General features: G+C 64.8%; 14 protein-coding genes. 7 read left to right on the forward strand and 7 right to left on the reverse strand.

Annotated elements, in window-relative coordinates; all coding sequences use genetic code 11:
* Positions 1-15 precede the first annotated feature (15 nt).
* Complete coding sequence (locus DQ229_RS01560) at positions 16-3336, reverse strand: PAS domain-containing protein (protein WP_162300717.1); 3321 nt, start codon at positions 3334-3336, stop codon at positions 16-18.
* A gap of 215 nt (positions 3337-3551) precedes the next feature.
* Between DQ229_RS01560 and DQ229_RS01565 the strand changes: the two genes are divergently transcribed.
* Positions 3552-4772, forward strand: a complete 1221-nt coding sequence (locus DQ229_RS01565; RefSeq protein WP_114964519.1) for a TsoY family (seleno)protein — start codon at positions 3552-3554, stop codon at positions 4770-4772.
* A gap of 76 nt (positions 4773-4848) precedes the next feature.
* Here DQ229_RS01565 and DQ229_RS01570 read toward each other — a convergent pair whose 3' ends face one another.
* Positions 4849-6534, reverse strand: coding sequence for a thiamine pyrophosphate-binding protein (locus tag DQ229_RS01570; protein ID WP_114964538.1), 1686 nt, complete (start codon positions 6532-6534; stop codon positions 4849-4851).
* 147 nt (positions 6535-6681) lie between these two features.
* Between DQ229_RS01570 and DQ229_RS01575 the strand changes: the two genes are divergently transcribed.
* The 5 genes from DQ229_RS01575 to lepA all read left to right on the forward strand — a co-directional run bounded on the left by DQ229_RS01575 (position 6682) and on the right by lepA (position 12426).
* Positions 6682-7233 (forward strand): NADPH-dependent FMN reductase, encoded by a 552-nt coding sequence (locus DQ229_RS01575; RefSeq protein ID WP_114964520.1) that lies wholly within the window; start codon positions 6682-6684, stop codon positions 7231-7233.
* 94 nt (positions 7234-7327) lie between these two features.
* Positions 7328-7699: a hypothetical protein gene (locus DQ229_RS01580; protein WP_114964521.1), complete on the forward strand. Its 372-nt coding sequence runs from the start codon at positions 7328-7330 to the stop codon at positions 7697-7699.
* Positions 7700-7874: 175 nt separating this feature from the next.
* Positions 7875-8993: a hypothetical protein gene (locus DQ229_RS01585; RefSeq protein ID WP_114964522.1), complete on the forward strand. Its 1119-nt coding sequence runs from the start codon at positions 7875-7877 to the stop codon at positions 8991-8993.
* 21 nt (positions 8994-9014) lie between these two features.
* On the forward strand, positions 9015-10538 hold the full coding sequence (locus tag DQ229_RS01590) for a phosphate ABC transporter substrate-binding/OmpA family protein (protein WP_114964523.1): 1524 nt from the start codon (positions 9015-9017) through the stop codon (positions 10536-10538).
* An 88-nt stretch (positions 10539-10626) separates the two neighbouring features.
* On the forward strand, positions 10627-12426 hold the full coding sequence (gene lepA, locus DQ229_RS01595; protein WP_114964524.1) for a translation elongation factor 4: 1800 nt from the start codon (positions 10627-10629) through the stop codon (positions 12424-12426).
* 165 nt (positions 12427-12591) lie between these two features.
* Here lepA and DQ229_RS01600 read toward each other — a convergent pair whose 3' ends face one another.
* From DQ229_RS01600 to DQ229_RS01610, 3 genes are all read right to left on the reverse strand, one after another.
* Positions 12592-13518 (reverse strand): glycosyltransferase family 2 protein, encoded by a 927-nt coding sequence (locus DQ229_RS01600; RefSeq protein WP_114964525.1) that lies wholly within the window; start codon positions 13516-13518, stop codon positions 12592-12594.
* 61 nt (positions 13519-13579) lie between these two features.
* Positions 13580-14359 (reverse strand): hypothetical protein, encoded by a 780-nt coding sequence (locus DQ229_RS01605; RefSeq protein ID WP_155326416.1) that lies wholly within the window; start codon positions 14357-14359, stop codon positions 13580-13582.
* A gap of 30 nt (positions 14360-14389) precedes the next feature.
* Positions 14390-16315, reverse strand: coding sequence for a heavy metal translocating P-type ATPase (locus DQ229_RS01610; RefSeq protein ID WP_114964527.1), 1926 nt, complete (start codon positions 16313-16315; stop codon positions 14390-14392).
* A gap of 146 nt (positions 16316-16461) precedes the next feature.
* Here DQ229_RS01610 and DQ229_RS01615 point away from each other — a divergent pair, with 146 nt between their 5' ends.
* A complete protein-coding gene (locus DQ229_RS01615; protein WP_114964528.1) occupies positions 16462-16881 on the forward strand; it encodes a PaaI family thioesterase in 420 nt (139 codons plus the stop codon).
* A gap of 5 nt (positions 16882-16886) precedes the next feature.
* On the opposite strand, the gene DQ229_RS01620 is transcribed toward DQ229_RS01615, so the two are convergent.
* Complete coding sequence (locus DQ229_RS01620) at positions 16887-17702, reverse strand: alpha/beta hydrolase (protein ID WP_114964529.1); 816 nt, start codon at positions 17700-17702, stop codon at positions 16887-16889.
* Positions 17703-18072: 370 nt separating this feature from the next.
* Positions 18073-18736, reverse strand: a 664-nt coding sequence (locus DQ229_RS16430; protein WP_202909489.1) for a hypothetical protein, incomplete at its 5' end; no start/stop codon positions are given.

Consider the following 18736-nt stretch of genomic DNA (forward strand, 5'->3'; position numbering starts at 1 on the left):
CCATCGTGAGCGACCCTATCGATTTGCAGGGGTGCCTTGAGAAGATGTCGACGCGTCCGTTTCCAGCACGCTGCGCAGCTTTCGGGCGATGTCGATACGCCGGTATGGCTTGCTCAGCAGCGCTACGCCCGCTTCCAGTTTTCCGTTATGAAGCACCGTGTTTTCGGCATAGCCGGAGGTCAGTAGCATTTGCAGGCTCGGAAACTCTTTTCTCGCGGCGCGGGCCAGGGCGCGGCCGTCCATGTCGCCAGGCATCACGATGTCGGAAAACAGCAGGCTGATTCCCGGCTGGCTGCGCAGCACGGCCAGCGCCTCGGCGGCATTTGCGGCGACCGAGACGCGATACCCCAACCCGGCGATGGTTGCCTGGACATGATCGCGCAGCATGGCGTCGTCTTCGACGACAAGAACATGCTCGCCCCGCCCCAGGGGGAAGGCTTCGCGGGCGTCGGCACCTGAGTCCACCCTGCCGCATTCATTGCTGCGTGGCAGATAGATGCTGACGGTGGTGCCCATTCCCGGTTCCGACTGGATCTGTGCATGGCCCCCGGACTGACGCGCGAAGCCATACACCATGCTCAGCCCCATACCCGAACCGCGCCCCGGCGGCTTGGTCGTGAAAAAGGGGTCGAAGGCCCGTTCGCGCACCTTGCGGCTCATGCCGGAGCCGGTATCGATGACCGAAATCGCCAGATACTCGCCTGGCCGCCCCAACAGGAGCCTCTGCGCCTCACTCTCGTTCAGCGCCATGTTCTCGCAGCGAATGACAAGTGTTCCACCCCTTGGCATGGCGTCACGCGCATTCAGTGCCAAGTTGATCAGTGCGGTGGTCAACTGGGCCGGATCCGCCTGGGCAAGCCATAGGTCGGGCGCCGGCTGGATATGTGTTTCCACATTGGCAGGCAGGGTGCGCTCGAGCAGGCAGGCAAGTTCTTCGCACAGCTCGTGCAGGTCCACCGGGCGGGCATCCAGCGGCTGGCGCCGGGCGAAGGCCAGCAGGCTGTTGACCAGCCCCGCGCCACGTTCGGCGGCCGTGACGACAGAGCGCGCCATTCCACGATGCACCGGCGAAACAGAGGGAGATTCAGCCAGCAGTTCGGCATTTCCCATCATGATCGTCAAAAGGTTGTTGAAATCATGCGCGACTCCGCCGGTCATGTGGCCCATAGCTTCCAGTTTCTGCGACTGGCGCAGCCGCTCTTCCATCTGGCGCGCGATGCTGACATCGCGGATCGAGCCGATGATCCGCGTTGCACGGCCATCCGAATCCCGCAGGGCGACGGCCTTTTCCTCGACGGTGGCGAATGTGCCATCGGTGCGGCGCAGCCGATACTCGAACTGTGCCTGCTCGTCACAGCCGGCGATGAAGTTTTCATAGCCCTGTCGAACGGTGTCGCGGTCGCCTTCGGCGATATGGTCGTACCAGTCGGCCGCCTGCTTGTGCGCCCCCTGCCAGGCATGGCCGAACAACTCCTGCATCCCCTGGCTGTAATGGATGATCTGGCGCAGCGGGTCGTAATCATAGATCGCGTCGGTGGCGACCTGTGCGACAGCGCGAAATCGCATCTCGTCCTCGCGGATCTGCGTGACATCGACGATGCTGCCGATGCTGCGCTGGGGGCGGCCCTCGCTGTCGCGGATGAAAAACTTGCGGTCAATGACATGCGCATAGCGGCCGTCGGCCCGCATCAGCCGGTAATGCGCTGACCAGGTCTCCTGATCGCTTTCGGCAGCGTCCTCATGCGCGGCACTTACCCGTGCGCGGTCATCGGGGTGAACCAGTTCAAGCCAGTCTTCGAGGGTGCCGCCATCAATGGCGGCGGCATGGCCGTAATGGGTATGGATCGCCTCGCTCCACCAGTGGCTGTCGGTGGCGAAATCATAAACGAAGATCACGTCCTTGGCGGCCTTGGCCGCCAGGCGGAAGTTTTGCTCGCTTTCACGCAGGGCGGTGACATCAATCATGCTGCCGACCCAGCGTAGCGGGTTGCCGTCCGCATCGCGCAGGATCAGCCCGCGGTCGACCACATTGGCATAGCTGCCATCGGCGCGGCGAAAACGGTATTCGCCCACCCAGGTATCGCTATCGCCTTCGAAAGCCCGCATCAGGCTTTGATAGTTGGCGGGCAGGTCGTCGGGATGAATCATCTGTGTCCAGAAGGAAAGCGAGTTGTTGTGATCCTCCAGCGGGTGCCCGAAGATCGCCTGCATGGCCTCGTTCCACCAGACGCGGTCGTTGACGACATCATAGTCGAAGATCACCTCATTGGCGGCCTTGGCGACAAGCTGAAAGCGTGTTTCGCTTTCGCACAGGGCGGCTTGGGCATGTTTGCGGTCGGTAATGTCGCGCTGGGTCGCGATGAAATGCGTGATCTCCCCGCCGCTATCGTTCGAGAAGGGCACGATATCGATCTCAAGCCAGATCGGCGTGCCGTCCTTGCGGTAGTTGACAAGTTCCGCGCTGACGGGGGCCTGCCGTTCAAGCGCGGCGCGGATGCGGTCGAGCACGTCGCGTTGGGTGTCCGGGCCTTGCAGAATGCGTGGTGTCTTGCCCAGCGCTTCCTCGCGGCTGAAGCCGGTGTTGCGCTCGAACGCGTCGTTGACCCAGACGATGCGCGGCCCAAAGGGGGCATCGATCGGCGACACCTCGGTGATCATCACGATGTCCTTCAACCTGGACATCGCATTGTCGAACAGGCGGATCTGATCCTTCTGGGCGCGGTTTTCGGTAATGTCCTGAACATGCACCGCAAGGCCGTCGCCGGTGGGGTAGGCGTTCACGAAGAACCGGCCCGCGCTGCCCGGAGCGCAAGCCTCGGCGGTCACTCTCGCGCCGGTTTCCAGCGCCTGTGTGAAATGCCGGTGCAAGGGCAGGCCGCCTTGGGTGAAACCCTGAAACGGGTCGGGCGTTCCGCTTTGAAGTTTCTTGAAGAGCCGGATGGCTTCGCCATTCATGAAGGCGACGCTGAGGTCGGGGTCGAGCAGGACAAACGGATCGGAGAGTGATTCCAGCGTCTGCATGAGTCGCCGTGAAAGCTGGGGCGCCCGGTGGCGCGCGATCACGATCTCGGCGTCACGCCCTTTCCATTCGGTGCTCTCGCGGTCCACCTGAACGGGCACGCAGCGGCCATCACTCAGCCGGTGATAGCGGGCGCCGTCAGGCTGTCCGGGGGCGGCCTCGCATTCCAGCGCGGCAAATGCCATGCGCTGAAACGCCTCTTCGCAATAGCCATACAGCCGACAGGCCGCGCGGTTGGCTGCGAGGATCCTGCCAGAGGCCTTGCACACCACCCAGATCGGATCGGGGTGGTCGGCGAAGATTGCATCTCGTGCCACTGCTCTACGGTCTTTTCGGCCAATGTTTCCGGTTGCCGCGACACTAGCAGCCTGTTCCGGAGCAGGGAAGCAGGCACGATCGGTCAGATGTCGGGCCTTCGCAAGAGCGCGTAATTCGGGGGAAAAGGCAGATTGTCGCTGGGCAAAAGCAGCCTTGACAGAACACATTCAACAAATCATATTCATTAAAACGAATATCAAGTGAGGAGCGAACCATGCACCCTGTGACGAACACTCTCGCCCGACCGGCAGACAATTATTCGCCGCTCTACTTCCTGGCGTCGCTTGGCGCCGGTGGTCTGGCGGTGACCTTCTTCATGTGGCTGATGTTCTGGGTGCCGCACCCGGGTCAGCCGGTGCCTGTCTTTGAAGACATTGCCGCGGCCTTTGCTGCGGGTGGCCTGGCGATGAAGGGCATGATCGCCGCCGCCATGGCAGGGATCGCCACATTCGCCGCCATCGCGATACGCTCGCTGGTCTGGAACCTGCGCGCCTTTGCCTCCTGGAGGCGGAGCGAGGCCTTCGCGAAATTCAGCCGCACCAACGCGCAATCTCAACTCATGGCGCTGCCGCTGGCGCTGGCGATGATCGTGAATGTCGGCTTTATCCTCGGGCTGGTTTTCGTGCCCGGGTTGTGGAACGTGGTCGAATACCTGTTTCCGCTGGCAATGGTTGCCTTTCTGGCGATCGCGGTCCTGGCATTCCGGATCATGGGCGGTTTCATCGGCCGGGTGCTGACCGAAGGGGGCTTCAACTGTGCGGCCAACAACAATTTCGGCCAGATCCTGCCGGCCTTTGCCTTCGCGATGGTCGGGGTCGGGCTGGCGGCCCCCAGCGCGCTCAGCACGGCGCCGGCGATCGCGGGCATCTCGCTTATGTTGTCGACCTTCTTTCTGGTCACCGCCGCGCTGATCGCGGTGGTTGCGATGATCCTCGGGCTCCGCGCCATGATGGAAAACGGCGCCAACCCCGAAACCGCGCCCACGCTGATGATCATCGTGCCGCTGGTGACGGTGCTGGGTATCCTGATGCTGCGCCAGAACCACGGGCTGGGCGAACATTTCGGCCTGATGGCCAACGCGGGTGAGAACCTCAGCCTGCTGACCAAATTCGTCTCGGTGCAGGTGCTGTTCGGTCTGTTCGGCCTGCTGATCCTGGCGCGCCAGGGCTATGCGAAGCGCTTTATCTTCGGGGACGAGAATTCGCCGGGCTCCTACGCGCTGGTCTGCCCCGGTGTCGGCTTTGCGGTGATGCTGCAATTCTGGATCAACAAGGGGCTGGTCGATGCGGGCCTGCTGGCCAAGTTCGGCGCCGGTTTCTGGGCGCTGACGGCGGTGGCGCTGGTGTCGCAGGCGGCGATGATCTGGCTGGTGCTGCACCTCAACCGGCGTCACTTCGGCGCGCCGAAACAGGCGTCGGCTGTCCCTGCCGAGTAAGCTTTGGCCACTGACATGATTCACAAGCGGGCGGGCCAGCACAAGCCCGCCCGTTTTCGTTTGCGGCGGCCTCGGTTCAGCCCTGCGATTGCGCAGCCTCACCCGCCGCACGCGCCTGGGTCAGGGTCTGAGCGGGGCTGAGCGCCTCTGCCTCGAGCATCAGTTCGATCACCGCCGGCAGGCCCGATGCCAGCGCGCGCTGGAACGCTGCCGGAAAGTCGGCGCTGCGTTCGACCCGCTCGCCATAGCCGCCATAAGCCCGCGCCAGCGCCTTGAAATCGGGATTGGCCAGCGCCGTGCCGCTGACCCGCCCCGGATAGGTCCGTTCCTGATGCATGCGGATGGTGCCGTACTGGCCATTGTTGCACACGATCACGATCGGGGCTGCGCCATGCTGAACGGCGGTGGACATCTCGTTGAGAGTCATCTGGAAGCAGCCGTCGCCGTCAATGCAGACAACGGTGCTGGCCGGGCGCTCAAGCTTGGCGGCGATGGCGGCGGGGAAGCCATAGCCCATGCTGCCCGAGATGGGCGCAAGCTGCCCGGGAAAGCGCCGCGCCTGCATGTAGCGGTGCACCCATGCGGCGAAATTGCCCGCGCCATTGGTGATGATGGCATCCTCGGGCAGGTTGTCGCTCAGCCATGTCACGACGCGCTCAAGCTTGACCTTGCCGGGGGTTTCCTGCGGGGTGATCCAGGCCTCGTAATCTGCACGGGCGGCGCGTCGCCAGTCGGCCCGATCAGGGTGCGCGGGGACGCTGCCATCGGCGGGCAGCGCCGCATGGAGGGCTGCGACCAGATCGGGCGCTGGCACCGCGATGCCGGGATCGGGGCGGAACACGCGGCCCAACTCGTCAGGGTCGGGATGCACATGCAGCAGCCGCGCCTCGCCCGGGCGCGTGGGGTCAAGCAGCCGGTAGCCGCCTGTCGCCGTGTCACCCAGCCGCGCGCCTAACACCAGCAGGCAATCGGCCTCGGCCAGCCTCCGGCCCAGACGCGGGTTCATGCCCACGCCCAGATCGCCCACATAGTGGCGGTCGTGATTGTCGAACCGGTCCTGCCGCCGGAACGAGGCCGCCACCGGCAGATCCATCCGCTCGGCGATGCGGGCAAGCTGTGCGCCTGCCTCGGCTGTCCATTGGCTGCCGCCCACCACCACAAGCGGCCGTTCGGCCTGCGCAAGCGCCTCCATCACTGCCGCGACCTGCGCCGTAGAGACCTGCTGCGGCGGCACGGTGAGCGGCGGCTGGTCAGGGATATCCACCTTCTCGGCCAGCATGTCCTCGGGCAGGGCCAGCACCACGGGCCCCGGACGGCCCGATTGCGCCACATGAAAGGCGCGGCTGATGTATTCGGGCAACCGGTCGGTCTGGTCTACTTCGGCCACCCATTTCGCCAGCGGCCCGAAGAAGGCGCGGTAATCGACCTCCTGAAAGGCCTCGCGGTCGCGGTGACCCCGCGCAATCTGCCCCACGAACATCACCAGCGGCGTGGAATCCTGCCGCGCGATGTGAATGCCGGCCGAGGCGTTGGTCGCCCCCGGCCCGCGTGTGACGAACACCACGCCGGGCCGCCCGGTCAGCTTGCCGGTGGCTTCGGCCATGATCGCCGCGCCGCCTTCGTGGCGGCAGACGATATTGCGGATGCCGCTGTCATGCAGCCCGTCGAGCGCTGCGAGAAAGCTTTCACCGGGCACCGAAAAGACCCGCTGCACCCCGTGAACAACCAATTGATCGGTCAAGATCTTTCCGCCGTGGCGCAAACTCATCTGCCCGCCTTTCCGCTCTGCCTGCAGCCTGACAGCACCCTGCGGCAATCCTTGGCCCGCCGCAAGCGTGGCCAGGGGGCTTGGCCTTGCACGCGATTGCCTTAGGTGAAGGAGGACATGAAACACCATCAAGGAGCAGACATGCCAGACCTCACCCTGCTTGGCCTTTGCGGATCGCTGCGCCGCGAGTCGTTCAACCGCAAGCTGATGCGCGCCGCGGTCGAGAGGTTCGGCCCCGCGACGTTTGTCGATGGCAATCTGCGGCTGCCCCTGCTCGATGTCGATGTCGAGACCGAACAGGGCATCCCGGCCCAGGTGCAGGAACTGGCCGACCAGATTGCCCGCGCGGATGCGGTGGTGATTGCCTGCCCTGAATACAACAAGGGGCTGTCGGGGGTGATGAAGAACGCGCTCGATTGGGTTAGCCGGACCAAAGGCAACCCCTGGCGCGACAAGCCGGTGGCCATAATGTCGGCGGCGGCGGGCCGTGCGGGGGGCGAGCGCTCGCAATATTCGCTGCGGCTTTGCCTCAACCCGTTCCGACCGCGTGTGCTGCCGGGGCCCGAAGTGCTGGTGGGCAATGCTTCTGAACATTTTGATGCGGAAGGTCGGCTGACCAACCAGCGGCATCTCGACCAGCTTGACGAGTTGATGGGCGAATTGCGCAAGATCGCCTCTGCCCGCCGCGATTGAGCCGGGCGGCTGGTGTCAACGCCCGGTTAATCGCTGCGGTGTATCCCGATCACCAACGGCGGGTGAACCGGCTGCTGGTTGTGCAGGTGTTGGCATGAAGGCTTTGAAAGGACAGCGCGCGGCACAGATCGCCAGCCTGGCGGATCTGGCAGGCATGATCGAGGCGGGCAGTCTGGCCCGTCTGAGCGCCGTGTCGGAAGAGCGTCTGGCAACACTGGGCGCGCTGGGGCGGCTGCAGGCCGACACATCCGCTGCGCAAGATGTTGGTGGGCTGGGTGATCTGTGCATCCTTGCGCGCCATCAGCAATGGCGGCAGCACCGCCGCGCCGCGCTCAACATCCGGCTGGCTGCGCAAACCGCCGCGTGGCAGGACAAACGCCAGAAGGCCGCGCGCGACGTTGCGCGGGCCGATGTCGCCCGCCGGCTTGCCGCAAAGGCCATGCGCGAGCGTCCGCGCCGGGGCTGAAACGAGCGCCGCGCGTGGCCTCGACGCATCGGCGCCGTGCCTGGCCTGACAAACTCATGCCCCATTCTTTTCATAGAACCGCCCCTGACAGATACCGGAAAGGCCACCGTCTGGCCTAGGCGTCGCCGCTTTTTGGTGTAAGTTTCGCATCAACGAGCAGTGGGTGGAGGCCCCGATGGACCTTAAGCGAAAGATCGCGATGCTGGCGACGACCGTGGCCCTGGCGGCTTTGACCGGCCATGTCATGCAGCGTGCCACCGGCGAGGATCACCCGGCCAACACCCTGCGCGCCGCCGCGCCGGAGCCTGCGATGGCCCCCGTGCGCCAAGAAATCGCAAGCGGCGTTCCTGCTGTCCCACAGTTGCTGTCAGGCCCGGCGGAGATTTCCGAAGCTGCCCCGGCAAACCTTGCCTTTGACGCCGCGCCGGGCGCCGCACCCGCTGCGCCCGAGCCGCCGTTGCTTGCCCTTTCCATGGCGCCTGATACCCCGCCTGATGCCCTGCCCGAGCTGTTCCCGGCAATGCCGCGCATGGCGCTGGCGCGCGTCAATGGCGCGTATGCAGGCCAGGATGAGGCCATCGTGCTGGCCGAAGCCCCCGCGCAGGCGGATGATTCCTGCACGCCGGAGCTTGTGCTCGCCGTTGCGCCGGGTGCGATGATGGATCTGGCTTTCGATGCCCCCTGCCACCCTGGTGCAAGGGTTCTGCTGCGGCATGAAGGGTTGGCCTTCACGGTTCACACCTCGGAAACGGGCGCGCTGGATCTGTCGGTTCCAGCGATGGCGCAGGAGGCTTCGGTCACGCTTGCGATCCGGGGTGGCCCCAGCGCCGAGGCCGAGATCCGGGTTCCCGAACTGGCCGGTTTCGAGCGTGTTGCCGTGCAGTGGCAGGGCGAGGATTCGTTTCAGCTTCACGCGTATGAGTTCGGCGCAAGGTTTGGCGAGGAGGGGCATGTCTCGGCCCGCGCGCCGGGCGCCATCGAGGATGCACTTGAGGGAGCGGGCGGATTTCTGCTGCGTCTGGGCGATGGCCGTGGCGACTGGCCCCTGCTGGCCGAGGTTTACAGCTTTCCCGTCGAACAGGCCGGGCGTGAAGGCGTCGTGCGCTTTGACGTGGAGGCTGCGGTCACCCAACGAACCTGCGGGCGTGACATGCTGGGCGAGGCATTGCATATGCGCCCCGGCGCGCCAACCGAAGTGATCGAGATCACCCTGGCGATGCCCGAATGCGATACCCCCGACGGGTTTCTTGTGTTGAACAATCTGCTTCCAGACATGAGAATCGCGCAGAACTGACCTATTTGGCGCGAAGGTTTCATGTTCCGAGCATTCTCCGCCGCAGGGGCCATCCTTGCCGCGCTTCTTTCCCTGTCATGGGGCGCTCCGGCGCGGGCGCAGGATGTGACGCTGACCTCGCATGATGGCGGGGTCGAACTGAGCGGCACCCTGCGGTCCTATGACGGGGAATTCTATCAGATTGAGACCGATTACGGGCTTCTTACCCTGGCGGCCGAAGGCGTTGCCTGCGCCGGGCCGGGCTGCCCTGACCTGACCGCCCATGTCGCGGCGCTCGTCATTTCCGGGTCGGCGACAGCCGGGCGGCGGCTTCTTCCGGCGCTGATTGCCGATTTCGCCGGGGCGCGGGGTCTTGTGCTGCATGTCGCCGACGATACACGGGCGATGCGCCACTTCACCCTTGCAGATGCCGAAACGCACCAGCCGGTCATGCGCATCGGATTGCGGTTGAGCACCAGCGATGCGGGCCTGATCGAGCTGCTCGACGGCAGCGCCGACCTTGCGCTTTCGCTCAACGAGTTGCGCGACCCGGCAGTGCATGGCCGCGTCGTGGCTCTTGATGCCTTTCTGCCCATTGTCGGGCGTGGAAACCCGCTGGAACGAATCACCACAACCGACCTTGCCGCCATTTACGCGGGCGAGATCGACAACTGGTCTGCGCTGGGCTGGATGGAGGCCCCGATCACCCTGCATGTGCGTGATGCCGGCTCGGGGGTTCAGCAGGCCCTCGAGACGCAGCTTCTGGCGTCACGCGAGTTGCCGCTGGCCTCCGGCGTGGTGCGGCATGACGACGATGCCGGGTTGCTGCGTGCGCTGCGGCGCGATCCCTTCGCGCTGGGCGTGATGCTCTGGTCGCGCGGGCTGGCGGAGGAGGCGCTCACCCTCACCGGTCGTTGCGGGCTGGAGCTGCCGGCCAGTCCCCTGGCCATCAAGACCGAAGATTATCCGCTGACCTTGCCGGTGCTGCTTTATGCCCGCACCGGGCGCCAGCCGCTGCAGGTGCGGCGCTTTCTGGCGCATGTGGCGGGGCCGTCGGGCCAGATGGCCGCGCGCAGCATCGGCTTTGTCGATCAACTGCCCCAGAGGCAGGGCCTTGATGCCCAGGGCCGGCGGCTGGCCAACGCGGTTCTGGCCGCCGAAGGGAGCGAGGGTCTGGCCGAATTGCAGCGTCTCCTGCGAGTGATGGAAAAGGCCGAGCGGCTGTCGCTCAGCTTTCGTTTCGAAAGCGGCACCTCGACGCCCGATGTCCAGTCGCGCGCCTATATCGAGACGCTGGCCCGCGACATCGAAGCCGGGCTTTATGACGGGCGCGAACTGGTCTTTGCGGGGTTCACGGATGGCGAAGGTCCGCTGGATGTGAATCTGCGTCTTTCGCGCGCGCGGGCCGAGGCAATCCGCGATGCCGTGTCCCGGGCCGCGCCGCTGCGTGCCGAGAACGCCGTGACGCTGACAGCCGAAGGTTTCGGCCCCGCCCTGCCGCTGGCCTGCGATGACAATGAATGGGGCAGTCGTGTAAACCGTCGCGTGGAAGTCTGGCTCAGGTGACGGGGGTGTGGCGGATCTGGCCGTATTCGCTTCGCAACACCTGCGTGCCCCATTGACCAGCCCCTGAAACCCCATCATATCCGTGCGCATGACCGAACTCGCATATATCCGCAATTTCTCGATCGTGGCGCATATCGACCACGGGAAATCCACTCTTGCCGACCGGCTGATCCAGCTGACCGGCACCGTGGCCGAACGCGACATGAAAGAGCAGATGCTCGACGCGATGGATATCGAGCGCGAGCGCGGCATCACCATCAAGGCCAACACCGTGCGGATCGAATACCCCGCCAAGGATGGCCACACCTATATCCTCAACCTGATCGACACGCCGGGGCATGTGGACTTCGCCTATGAGGTCAGTCGCTCCATGCGCGCGGTCGAGGGATCGCTCTTGGTGGTCGATGCCTCCCAGGGGGTCGAGGCGCAGACACTCGCCAATGTTTACACCGCCATCGAGGCCGATCACGAGATCGTGCCGGTCCTCAACAAGATCGACCTGCCCGCCGCCGAGCCCGAGCGTGTGAAGGAACAGATCGAGGATGTGATCGGCATCGACGCGTCTGAGGCCATCGAGATCAGCGCCAAATCGGGCCTGGGCATCCCCGAGGTGCTGGAGGCCATCGTCACCCGCCTGCCCGCGCCCCAGGGCAACCGCGACGCGCCGCTCAAGGCGATGCTGGTCGACAGTTGGTATGACCCCTATCTGGGCGTGGTCGTCCTGATCCGGGTGATGGACGGGGTGATCCGCAAGGGCGACCGCATCCACATGATGCAGACCGGCGCGACCCATGGGGTGGACAAGCTGGCGGTGCTCAAGCCCGCCATGGTCGATATCCCGGAGCTGGGGCCGGGCGAGATCGGCATTTTCACCGGGTCGATCAAACAGGTGCGCGATACGCGGGTGGGCGACACGATCACCCATGAAAAGAAGCGTTGCGAAAAGCCGCTGCCGGGGTTCAAGCCCTCGATCCCTGTGGTGTTTTGCGGCCTGTTCCCCATCGACGCCAATGATTTCGAGGATCTGCGCGAAGCGATCGAAAAGCTCGCGCTCAACGATGCCTCCTTCACCTACGAGATGGAAACCTCGGCGGCGCTGGGCTTCGGGTTTCGCTGCGGGTTCCTCGGGCTTCTGCACCTGGAGGTCGTGCGCGACCGGCTGGAGCGCGAATACGGCATCGAGCTGATCACCACCGCGCCCAGCGTCGTCTACAAGGTGCATATGCGCGACGGCACGGTGATGGACCTGCACAACCCCGCCGACATGCCCGACCTGACCCATGTTGACCATATCGAAGAGCCGCGCATCAAGGCCACGATCCTGGTGCCCGATGATTACCTTGGCGACGTGCTCAAGCTGTGCCAGGAACGCCGCGGCATCCAGCAGGAACTCACCTATGTCGGCAGCCGGGCGATGGTGGTTTATGACCTGCCCTTGAACGAGGTGGTGTTCGACTTCTATGACCGGCTGAAATCCATCACCAAGGGCTATGCAAGCTTCGACTACGAGATCACCGGCTACCGCGAGGACAACCTAGTCAAGATGAGCGTCCTGGTGAATGATGAGCCGGTGGATGCCCTGTCGATGATGGTGCATCGCGACCGGGCCGAGGGGCGCGGCCGCATGATGTGCGAAAAGCTCAAGGAGCTGATCCCCCGCCACATGTTCAAGATCCCGATCCAGGCGGCCATAGGCGGGCGCGTGATCGCGCGCGAGACGCTTTCGGCCATGCGCAAGGACGTGACCGCCAAATGCTATGGCGGCGACGTGACCCGCAAGAAGAAGCTGCTGGAAAAGCAGAAGGCCGGCAAGAAGAAGATGCGCCAGTTCGGCAAGGTGGAAATTCCGCAGCAGGCGTTTATCAATGCGCTGAAGATGGACGGGTGAGTTGCGGTTCTGCTGATTGCAGGAAGCGAAGGGTCGGCGCTGCAATCAGCATAAGCGGCCCGCCGGCCAGCGGGAGCAGGCCGCCACCATTCAATGGGGAGTGAAGATCTTGCTTGCCCGTTCAGTATCGAAAGCGGGGCAATAGCGTCGGCCTCGTGGCACGAGTCAGCTGATTTTTGCGCGGTGCGGATCGCTGGTAAGACCTTTGCGCAGGGTCCGGAATGCCCAGTAGCCCAGCAAGGCCAGCTTGAACGGGACCGGGCGTTGGCCCGTCGCAAATTTCTGCGCACGCCGGATATCACCCGCTTTCGCGGCGCGCCGGATGTAACGTGTCGCCAGCCACCAGCGGGCCTCGCTGAAAGCTGGCAGGTCGCCTTCTGACTTTTCGTAAGTGCGCAGATAACAGTTTGCTGCCAGTTTGGACGGTGTGGCCGTAGTCAATTGCGAAGCTTCACCTTCAGGTCCCCCATGACCCCAAGTGACCAATGTGCCAGGGTCCGCGTCATACCAGACCTGATGCCCACGGGCGGCAAGCCTGACGCAGAGGTCGGTATCCTCATCGACTTGCTGCATCGTATCGAAGCCGCCAATTTCAACGAATGCCTTGCGGCGGACCCAGAAGCCCATTCCTGTGGAGGCAATTCTGCGTCGCAGAGCCGCCCGCTCGGCCACCAGCCCCGTGGGCATGCGGTGCGACAGAACCTCGCTGTGTCCACCGGGCCAGATGACTTTCGCGGCGGCAAAACCGTAATCACCGGTGCAGCCTTGTTCAGGCCGGTCGAGAACCCGCCTGGCGTAGCCTTCCATGAAACGGTCATCGTCATCGAGGAAAAATATGATCCGGCCCTTTGCGTGCAAGACGCCATGATTCCGCGCTCCCGCTGCGCCATGTGGCCCCGGATTCTCGACAACTCGCAGGCGTGGATCGCGTAGAGGGCGCAAGATGTCTCGGGCAGGCCGTTCCGAAGCATCGTCTACCACGATGACCTCGCCACCTTCGCGGCACTCGGCAAGTGCAGATTCTACGGCCTCTACCAGCATCTTGGGCCGGTTGTGGGTCGGGATCACAATTGAAAAGTCCAGTTCGTCCATGGGAGGTCGCGCTCGTGCCTGCTTGCCTGTCAAGGTGACGGCCAATTGTCGATGGATGAACCTACTCCGGGATCGTCCCACCCATCTCGCGCCAATATTCCACCACCCAGCTTACCTGCCCCCGTCCCATATGGGGGAAACGATCCCACAGGCCGCCACCGGGGCGAAGCAATGCCGTTGGACGCGGTGTGCCGTGAAAAGCCAGAACCTTGGCCGAAGGCGGGGGGCGCCGGGGTTCGAGAAACAGATCGAGCCCGATCGGCCGCCGCAGCCATCGCTTGAACGAGATCACCCAGCCATCGGGCCAGAACGCCATGGAGGAGGCGTATGCGGCGGCAAAGTTCTGGTCATTTCTGTATGTCCTGATCGCGGCCTCGGGGGCACTACCGAACTGCTCGAATAACTGGCTTTCGTTTCCCAGGCTGAAAGCGAAGATGCAGGTGCCCGGCTCAGGGGGCGACGACCCACCGCCGGGCCGCCACGACCGCCCCATGTCTGTTGTCACGAAAGAGGCGGGAAACGTGAGGAAATCATCAAGGGAGTCGAGTATCATCATGTCGAGGTCGATGAACAATGCGCGCCCCCGAAGCCCATGCAGGTCAGGATGGTAAAGGGCAATCTTGGGCCAGACTCCGGGGCGCAGCCACTGGTCCTTCGGCAGGCCCATATCGGGGATCGGCATCGTCTCGACACCGGGGGCCAGCCCTTCGGCATCATCGGTCAGGCAGATGAAGCGAAACGGAAGGGTCGTTCTGCGGCGGCATGCGTTGTGCAGGACGTTGACATCCTCGGCAGCGAAGGCCGTTCCCCATTTCATGCAGATCACATGGTAGTCAGTCACTGAAGCACCTCGGATAACGTTTTGCCGCCATCAGATTGGGCGGGCCTCGGGTTGCCCACCCCGCTTGCCCCGATCAGCGCGGATCGGGTCGAACAGCAGGCGCAGGCCGTTGAGCACCACGAGCAGCGTGCCGCCCTCGTGGCCGATCACCGCAAGCGGCAGCGTCAGATCCCAGAACAGTGTCGCAGTGACGAGAAACAGCATCGCCCCCATGGCGAAGGTCAGGTTCTGGCGGATGATGCGGTTGGTGCGCGCGGCCAGGCGCCGGGCTTTCTCGAGCCGCTCGAGATCGTCCGACAAAAGCGCCACATCGGCGGCCTGAAGCGCGACCTCGCTGCCCGCCGCGCCCATCGCGATGCCTACGTCTGCGCTGGCCAGGGCGGCGGCATCGTTGACGCCATCGCCCACGAAGGCGACCTTGCCGCCCCGACGCATCTCGGCGATGCGGGCAACTTTGTCTTCGGGCAGCAGTTCTGCCAGCACCTCGTCATCGCGCAGGCCCAGTTCGGCGGCGATACGCCGGGCCACCGGCAGCCTGTCGCCTGTCATCATCATGATATGGGTGACGCCGCCGGTGCGCAGCGCGGCGATTGCCTTGGCCGCCGATGCGCGGGGTTGATCGGCCAGCGCCACCGCCCCCAGCACCTTGTCGCCCCGCCCGAGGAAAACCACCGTTCCCGCGCCATCGTGAATCTCATCGAAAGCGGTCAGGCGGCTGTCAGCCCCCATCCGCGCGGCCATCCTGGCATTGCCGGCCCAGAGCGGGCCTTCGGCATCCCGGCCGGTGATACCCTCGCCCGGCTGTGCTTGCAGGTCTTCGATCCGGGCCGGGCTGATGTCCCTTTCCTGTGCCGCGCGCAGCACGGCGGCCGCGATGTGATGCTCCGAATGCGCCTCGATCCCGGCCAGCAGGGCGAGAAACTCGGCCTCGTCGGTTCCGTTGGTGACGATATCGGTGATCGTTGCGCGGCCGGTCGTCAGGGTGCCCGTCTTGTCGAACGCGAATTGTCGAATCGTTCCGAACGTCTCCAGCGCCGCGCCGCCCTTGAACAGCACACCGCCCCGGGCCGAGGCGGAGAGTGCCGAAAGAATCGCGGCGGGCACGCTGATGACGATCGCGCAGGGGCTTGCCGCCACCAGAAGCGTGGCGGCACGGTAAAGCGCGTCTTCCCATATCCAGCCGAGCCACAGCAACGCCGTAAAGGCCAGAACCGACCCCAGAAGCACCGCCACGGTATAGCGCTGGCCGAACCAGGCGCTGAAGCGTTCGCTGGGGGCCTTGGCGGCTTGCGCCTGTGTTACCAGCTCGATCATGCGTGCCACGGTGCTTTCGGCGGCCGGGCGTGTCACCTCGACCTCGATCACCCCGTGCAGGTTGACGGTGGCCTCGAACACCTGCGCGTCTGCACCCTTGCGCACGGGCATGGATTCGCCGGTGACGGTGGCTTCGTCGATCGCGGTTTCACCGCTGGCAATGCGCCCGTCCACGGGGATGCGCCCGCCCGGCTTCACGACAACGACATCGCCGGGAGAAAGTTCGCCAACGGGCACCTCGCGGATGCTGCCATCATCCGCGCGGCGAAAGGCGGTTTCAGGCCGCAGCGCCATGAGCGCGCGCACCTCGTTGCGGGCGCGCGCCATGGCCCGGGCTTCCAGCGTGCTTGCCAGGCTGAAAAGAAAAAGCAGCACCGCCCCTTCCAGCATCTCGCCCACGGCGGCGGCGGCGAGGGCGGCTGTCACCATCAGCAGGTCGATATCCAGCGTGCGCTCGTTCCAGAGGCTGTTCAGCGCGCGGACACCGGCCGGGATGCCGCCTGCCATATAGGCCAGAAGATAGGCACCCAGCGCGACCGTCTCGAACCCCGACAGGCTGGCGGCGACGCCGCCAAACAGGCCCAGCGTCGTGAGTAGGGTGAGGATGATGCCGGGCTGCCCGGAGTCAGGTGGCTTGGTCATTATCGGGGCATAATCACATTATCCGCAGCGGGCGCAATCCCTTCGCTTCGCTTCGCGCGAAACCTGCGGCACGTCCATTGCGCAGGGTTGCTGCTTGGCCTAGGTCTTGCGGAATCCGCTACCGGAACAACCGACAGGTCCCGCCCATGAACGACCAGCCCGATCTTGAAGAGATCGCCCGCGATCAGCCGCCTTTTGCCCGCTTTCTGGGAATGCGCGTTGTGTCATTCGACACCGAGTGCGTGGTGGCGGAAATGGAGGTCAGCGACGTTCTGGCCAATCGCAACGGGGTTCTGCATGGCGGTGCGATCATGGCGCTGGCCGATAACCTGGGCGGGACGGCGACATTTCTGAACATCCGCCCGGACCAGGGCACCACAACCCTGGAAAGCAAGACCAACTTCTTCCGCCCCGTGCCCATTGGCGAAACCCTGCGTGCCGAGGCGCGTGCCCTGCACAAGGGTCGCAGAACAATGGTCTGGCAGACAGTGCTGACCCGCTCGGACGGCAAGGTGGCAGCGATTGTCACGCAGACGCAGATGGTCCTCGAGCAGGGCGGCGGCTGATCCCGCTATTCGCTTAACCGCGCCATCGCGGCGGCCAGGGCCGTGCCAATATCGGAGCGGGCGTAAAGATCGTTGTGGCCCGCCGGCAAGGTGTGATCGAAGACGATGCCGGGCGTGCTGTGTGCCAATGCCTCGCGCAAGGCTTCGGTCCGGGCCGCGGGGATGACCTCGTCGCGTTCCGCCGCGATGATGGCAACGGGGCTGCGGGTTTCTTTCAGCGTGGCGGCTGGCTCCATCCGGTGCTGCAGCAGGGCGGCCACAGGCAGCCAGGGGTAAAGCTCCCGCGCCAGTTCTGTCAGTGAATCGAAGGGCGTGACAAGGATCAGCCCCCGTAGCGGGCGATGCGCGGCCAGGTGCGCGGCGGGGCCGGCACCGATGCTGAAGCCCACGGCCACCGGTGCTTCGTTCCAGCCGGCGTGTTCCAGCAAGTGGTCGTGGATGGCCAGCGCATCGTCTTTCAGCCCGCGGGCCGAGGGGCGGCCGGTGCTGGGCCGGTAGCCACGGTAATGAAAGGCGACAACGTCATGCTCGGGAAATACCCTGTGGAGGAACAGCGCCATATCCGCCGCGTTCCAGGCATTGCCGCCGAAACCCAGAAGCGGCGGGCCATCGCCATCGCCGCTTCCAGGCAGCAGATACCCGTGCAATTCGATGCCATCGGGGCGTTCGAGCCGCAGCGGCACGGTGCCCTGCGGCATTTGCGGCGATGGCCCCACCGCCCAGCGGGGAAATAGCAGCGCTGTCTGCGAAAGGGCCAGAACAGCGACGATCAGTGCATATCCCCCGGCCAGAACTGCGGCGATCTTCAGTATGGTCTGCATCGGCTGCGTCCTTTCCACCTGCGCAGAATGGCAGCGAAAGGCGCCTGTTTCCAAGGCGATTTCCAGCCTTGAGGCGGCCTCTCTGTGGGGCGCACTGCTGGATGGTCCGGTCGCGGCAATCCGGCGGCGACGGGCTTCTGTTTCATCGGAAGGCCCCGACATGATGGGCGGCGAGGCTGAAGCCCATGAATGCCGGCGCGGCCCTGATCTTGCCCCACGGAGAGAATTCTGCCCATGAGCCGGAGTTCATTTTTCGCACCACTCGGGCCCGCCGGCCGCGCCGCAGGAAGGGTGGCATGGCCGCGGCGAGGGTCACACCGGCACGCGCCTTGCTGTGTGCAAAGCGCGTGCCGGTCTGGCGCAACGAGGGTCAGCGCACCTCGATCCGGGCACGGCTGAGGACTTCCTGCTGGCTCAGGTCGAGGAAGCGCACTTCGTAGAAGCCCGCCTCATTGGGCAGGGTGAAGGTGATCTCGCTGAGTTCCTCGATCGGCTGGGCGGCGATCCAGGTGAACAGCGCCTGATCCGAGCGCGCGAGCGCGATGCGCTGATTGGCGCCATCCGTTCCGCCGCTCCAGGTGACGGTGATCGTCTCGCCCGGCGATGCAGCCTCGGGCACGGTCAGCATGACACCGTCGCCCACCGCGGCCATCGCATCGACAACTTCGAAAATATGGCTGCCAAGCGTGACACGCCCTTCGTCGAGGATGTAGCGGGCTTCATACATTCCGGTTTCCTCCGGGGCGTCGAAATCGCGCTGCATGGCCGAGCCACCTATACGCGCCCAGTCGCCGCGCTCGCCTTCCTCCGCGCCCATGGGCACAATGGCGATCATGTCGCGGGCATGGATCCGGTCGGACCATTCCACGCGCATCGTATCGCCCACCCGCACGGTATCAGGCCCCGTTACATCGACCTCAACGCGGGTGATCTCGATCATCTGGCTGGCCAGGGTGCGCCGGCCCTCGTCGAGGATGTAGCGCAGCTCGTACATGCCGGGGTCGGAGGGTGCGCGCAGGTCGGTCTGGGTGCTG

The sequence above is a fragment of the Alkalilacustris brevis genome (genome assembly GCF_003350345.1).
GTDB classification, from domain to species: domain Bacteria; phylum Pseudomonadota; class Alphaproteobacteria; order Rhodobacterales; family Rhodobacteraceae; genus Alkalilacustris; species Alkalilacustris brevis.

Bases quoted from the DNA above. Each gene is read 5' to 3' on its own strand.
- DQ229_RS01565 (WP_114964519.1), top strand. From the start codon at position 3,552: ATGCACCCTGTGACGAACACTCTCGCCCGACCGGCAGACAATTATTCG.
- DQ229_RS01575 (WP_114964520.1), top strand. From the start codon at position 6,682: ATGCCAGACCTCACCCTGCTTGGCCTTTGCGGATCGCTGCGCCGCGAG.
- DQ229_RS01580 (WP_114964521.1), top strand. From the start codon at position 7,328: ATGAAGGCTTTGAAAGGACAGCGCGCGGCACAGATCGCCAGCCTGGCG.
- DQ229_RS01585 (WP_114964522.1), top strand. From the start codon at position 7,875: ATGGACCTTAAGCGAAAGATCGCGATGCTGGCGACGACCGTGGCCCTG.
- DQ229_RS01590 (WP_114964523.1), top strand. From the start codon at position 9,015: ATGTTCCGAGCATTCTCCGCCGCAGGGGCCATCCTTGCCGCGCTTCTT.
- lepA (WP_114964524.1), top strand. From the start codon at position 10,627: ATGACCGAACTCGCATATATCCGCAATTTCTCGATCGTGGCGCATATC.
- DQ229_RS01600 (WP_114964525.1), bottom strand. From the start codon at position 13,518: ATGGACGAACTGGACTTTTCAATTGTGATCCCGACCCACAACCGGCCC.
- DQ229_RS01610 (WP_114964527.1), bottom strand. From the start codon at position 16,315: ATGACCAAGCCACCTGACTCCGGGCAGCCCGGCATCATCCTCACCCTA.
- DQ229_RS01615 (WP_114964528.1), top strand. From the start codon at position 16,462: ATGAACGACCAGCCCGATCTTGAAGAGATCGCCCGCGATCAGCCGCCT.
- DQ229_RS01620 (WP_114964529.1), bottom strand. From the start codon at position 17,702: ATGCAGACCATACTGAAGATCGCCGCAGTTCTGGCCGGGGGATATGCA.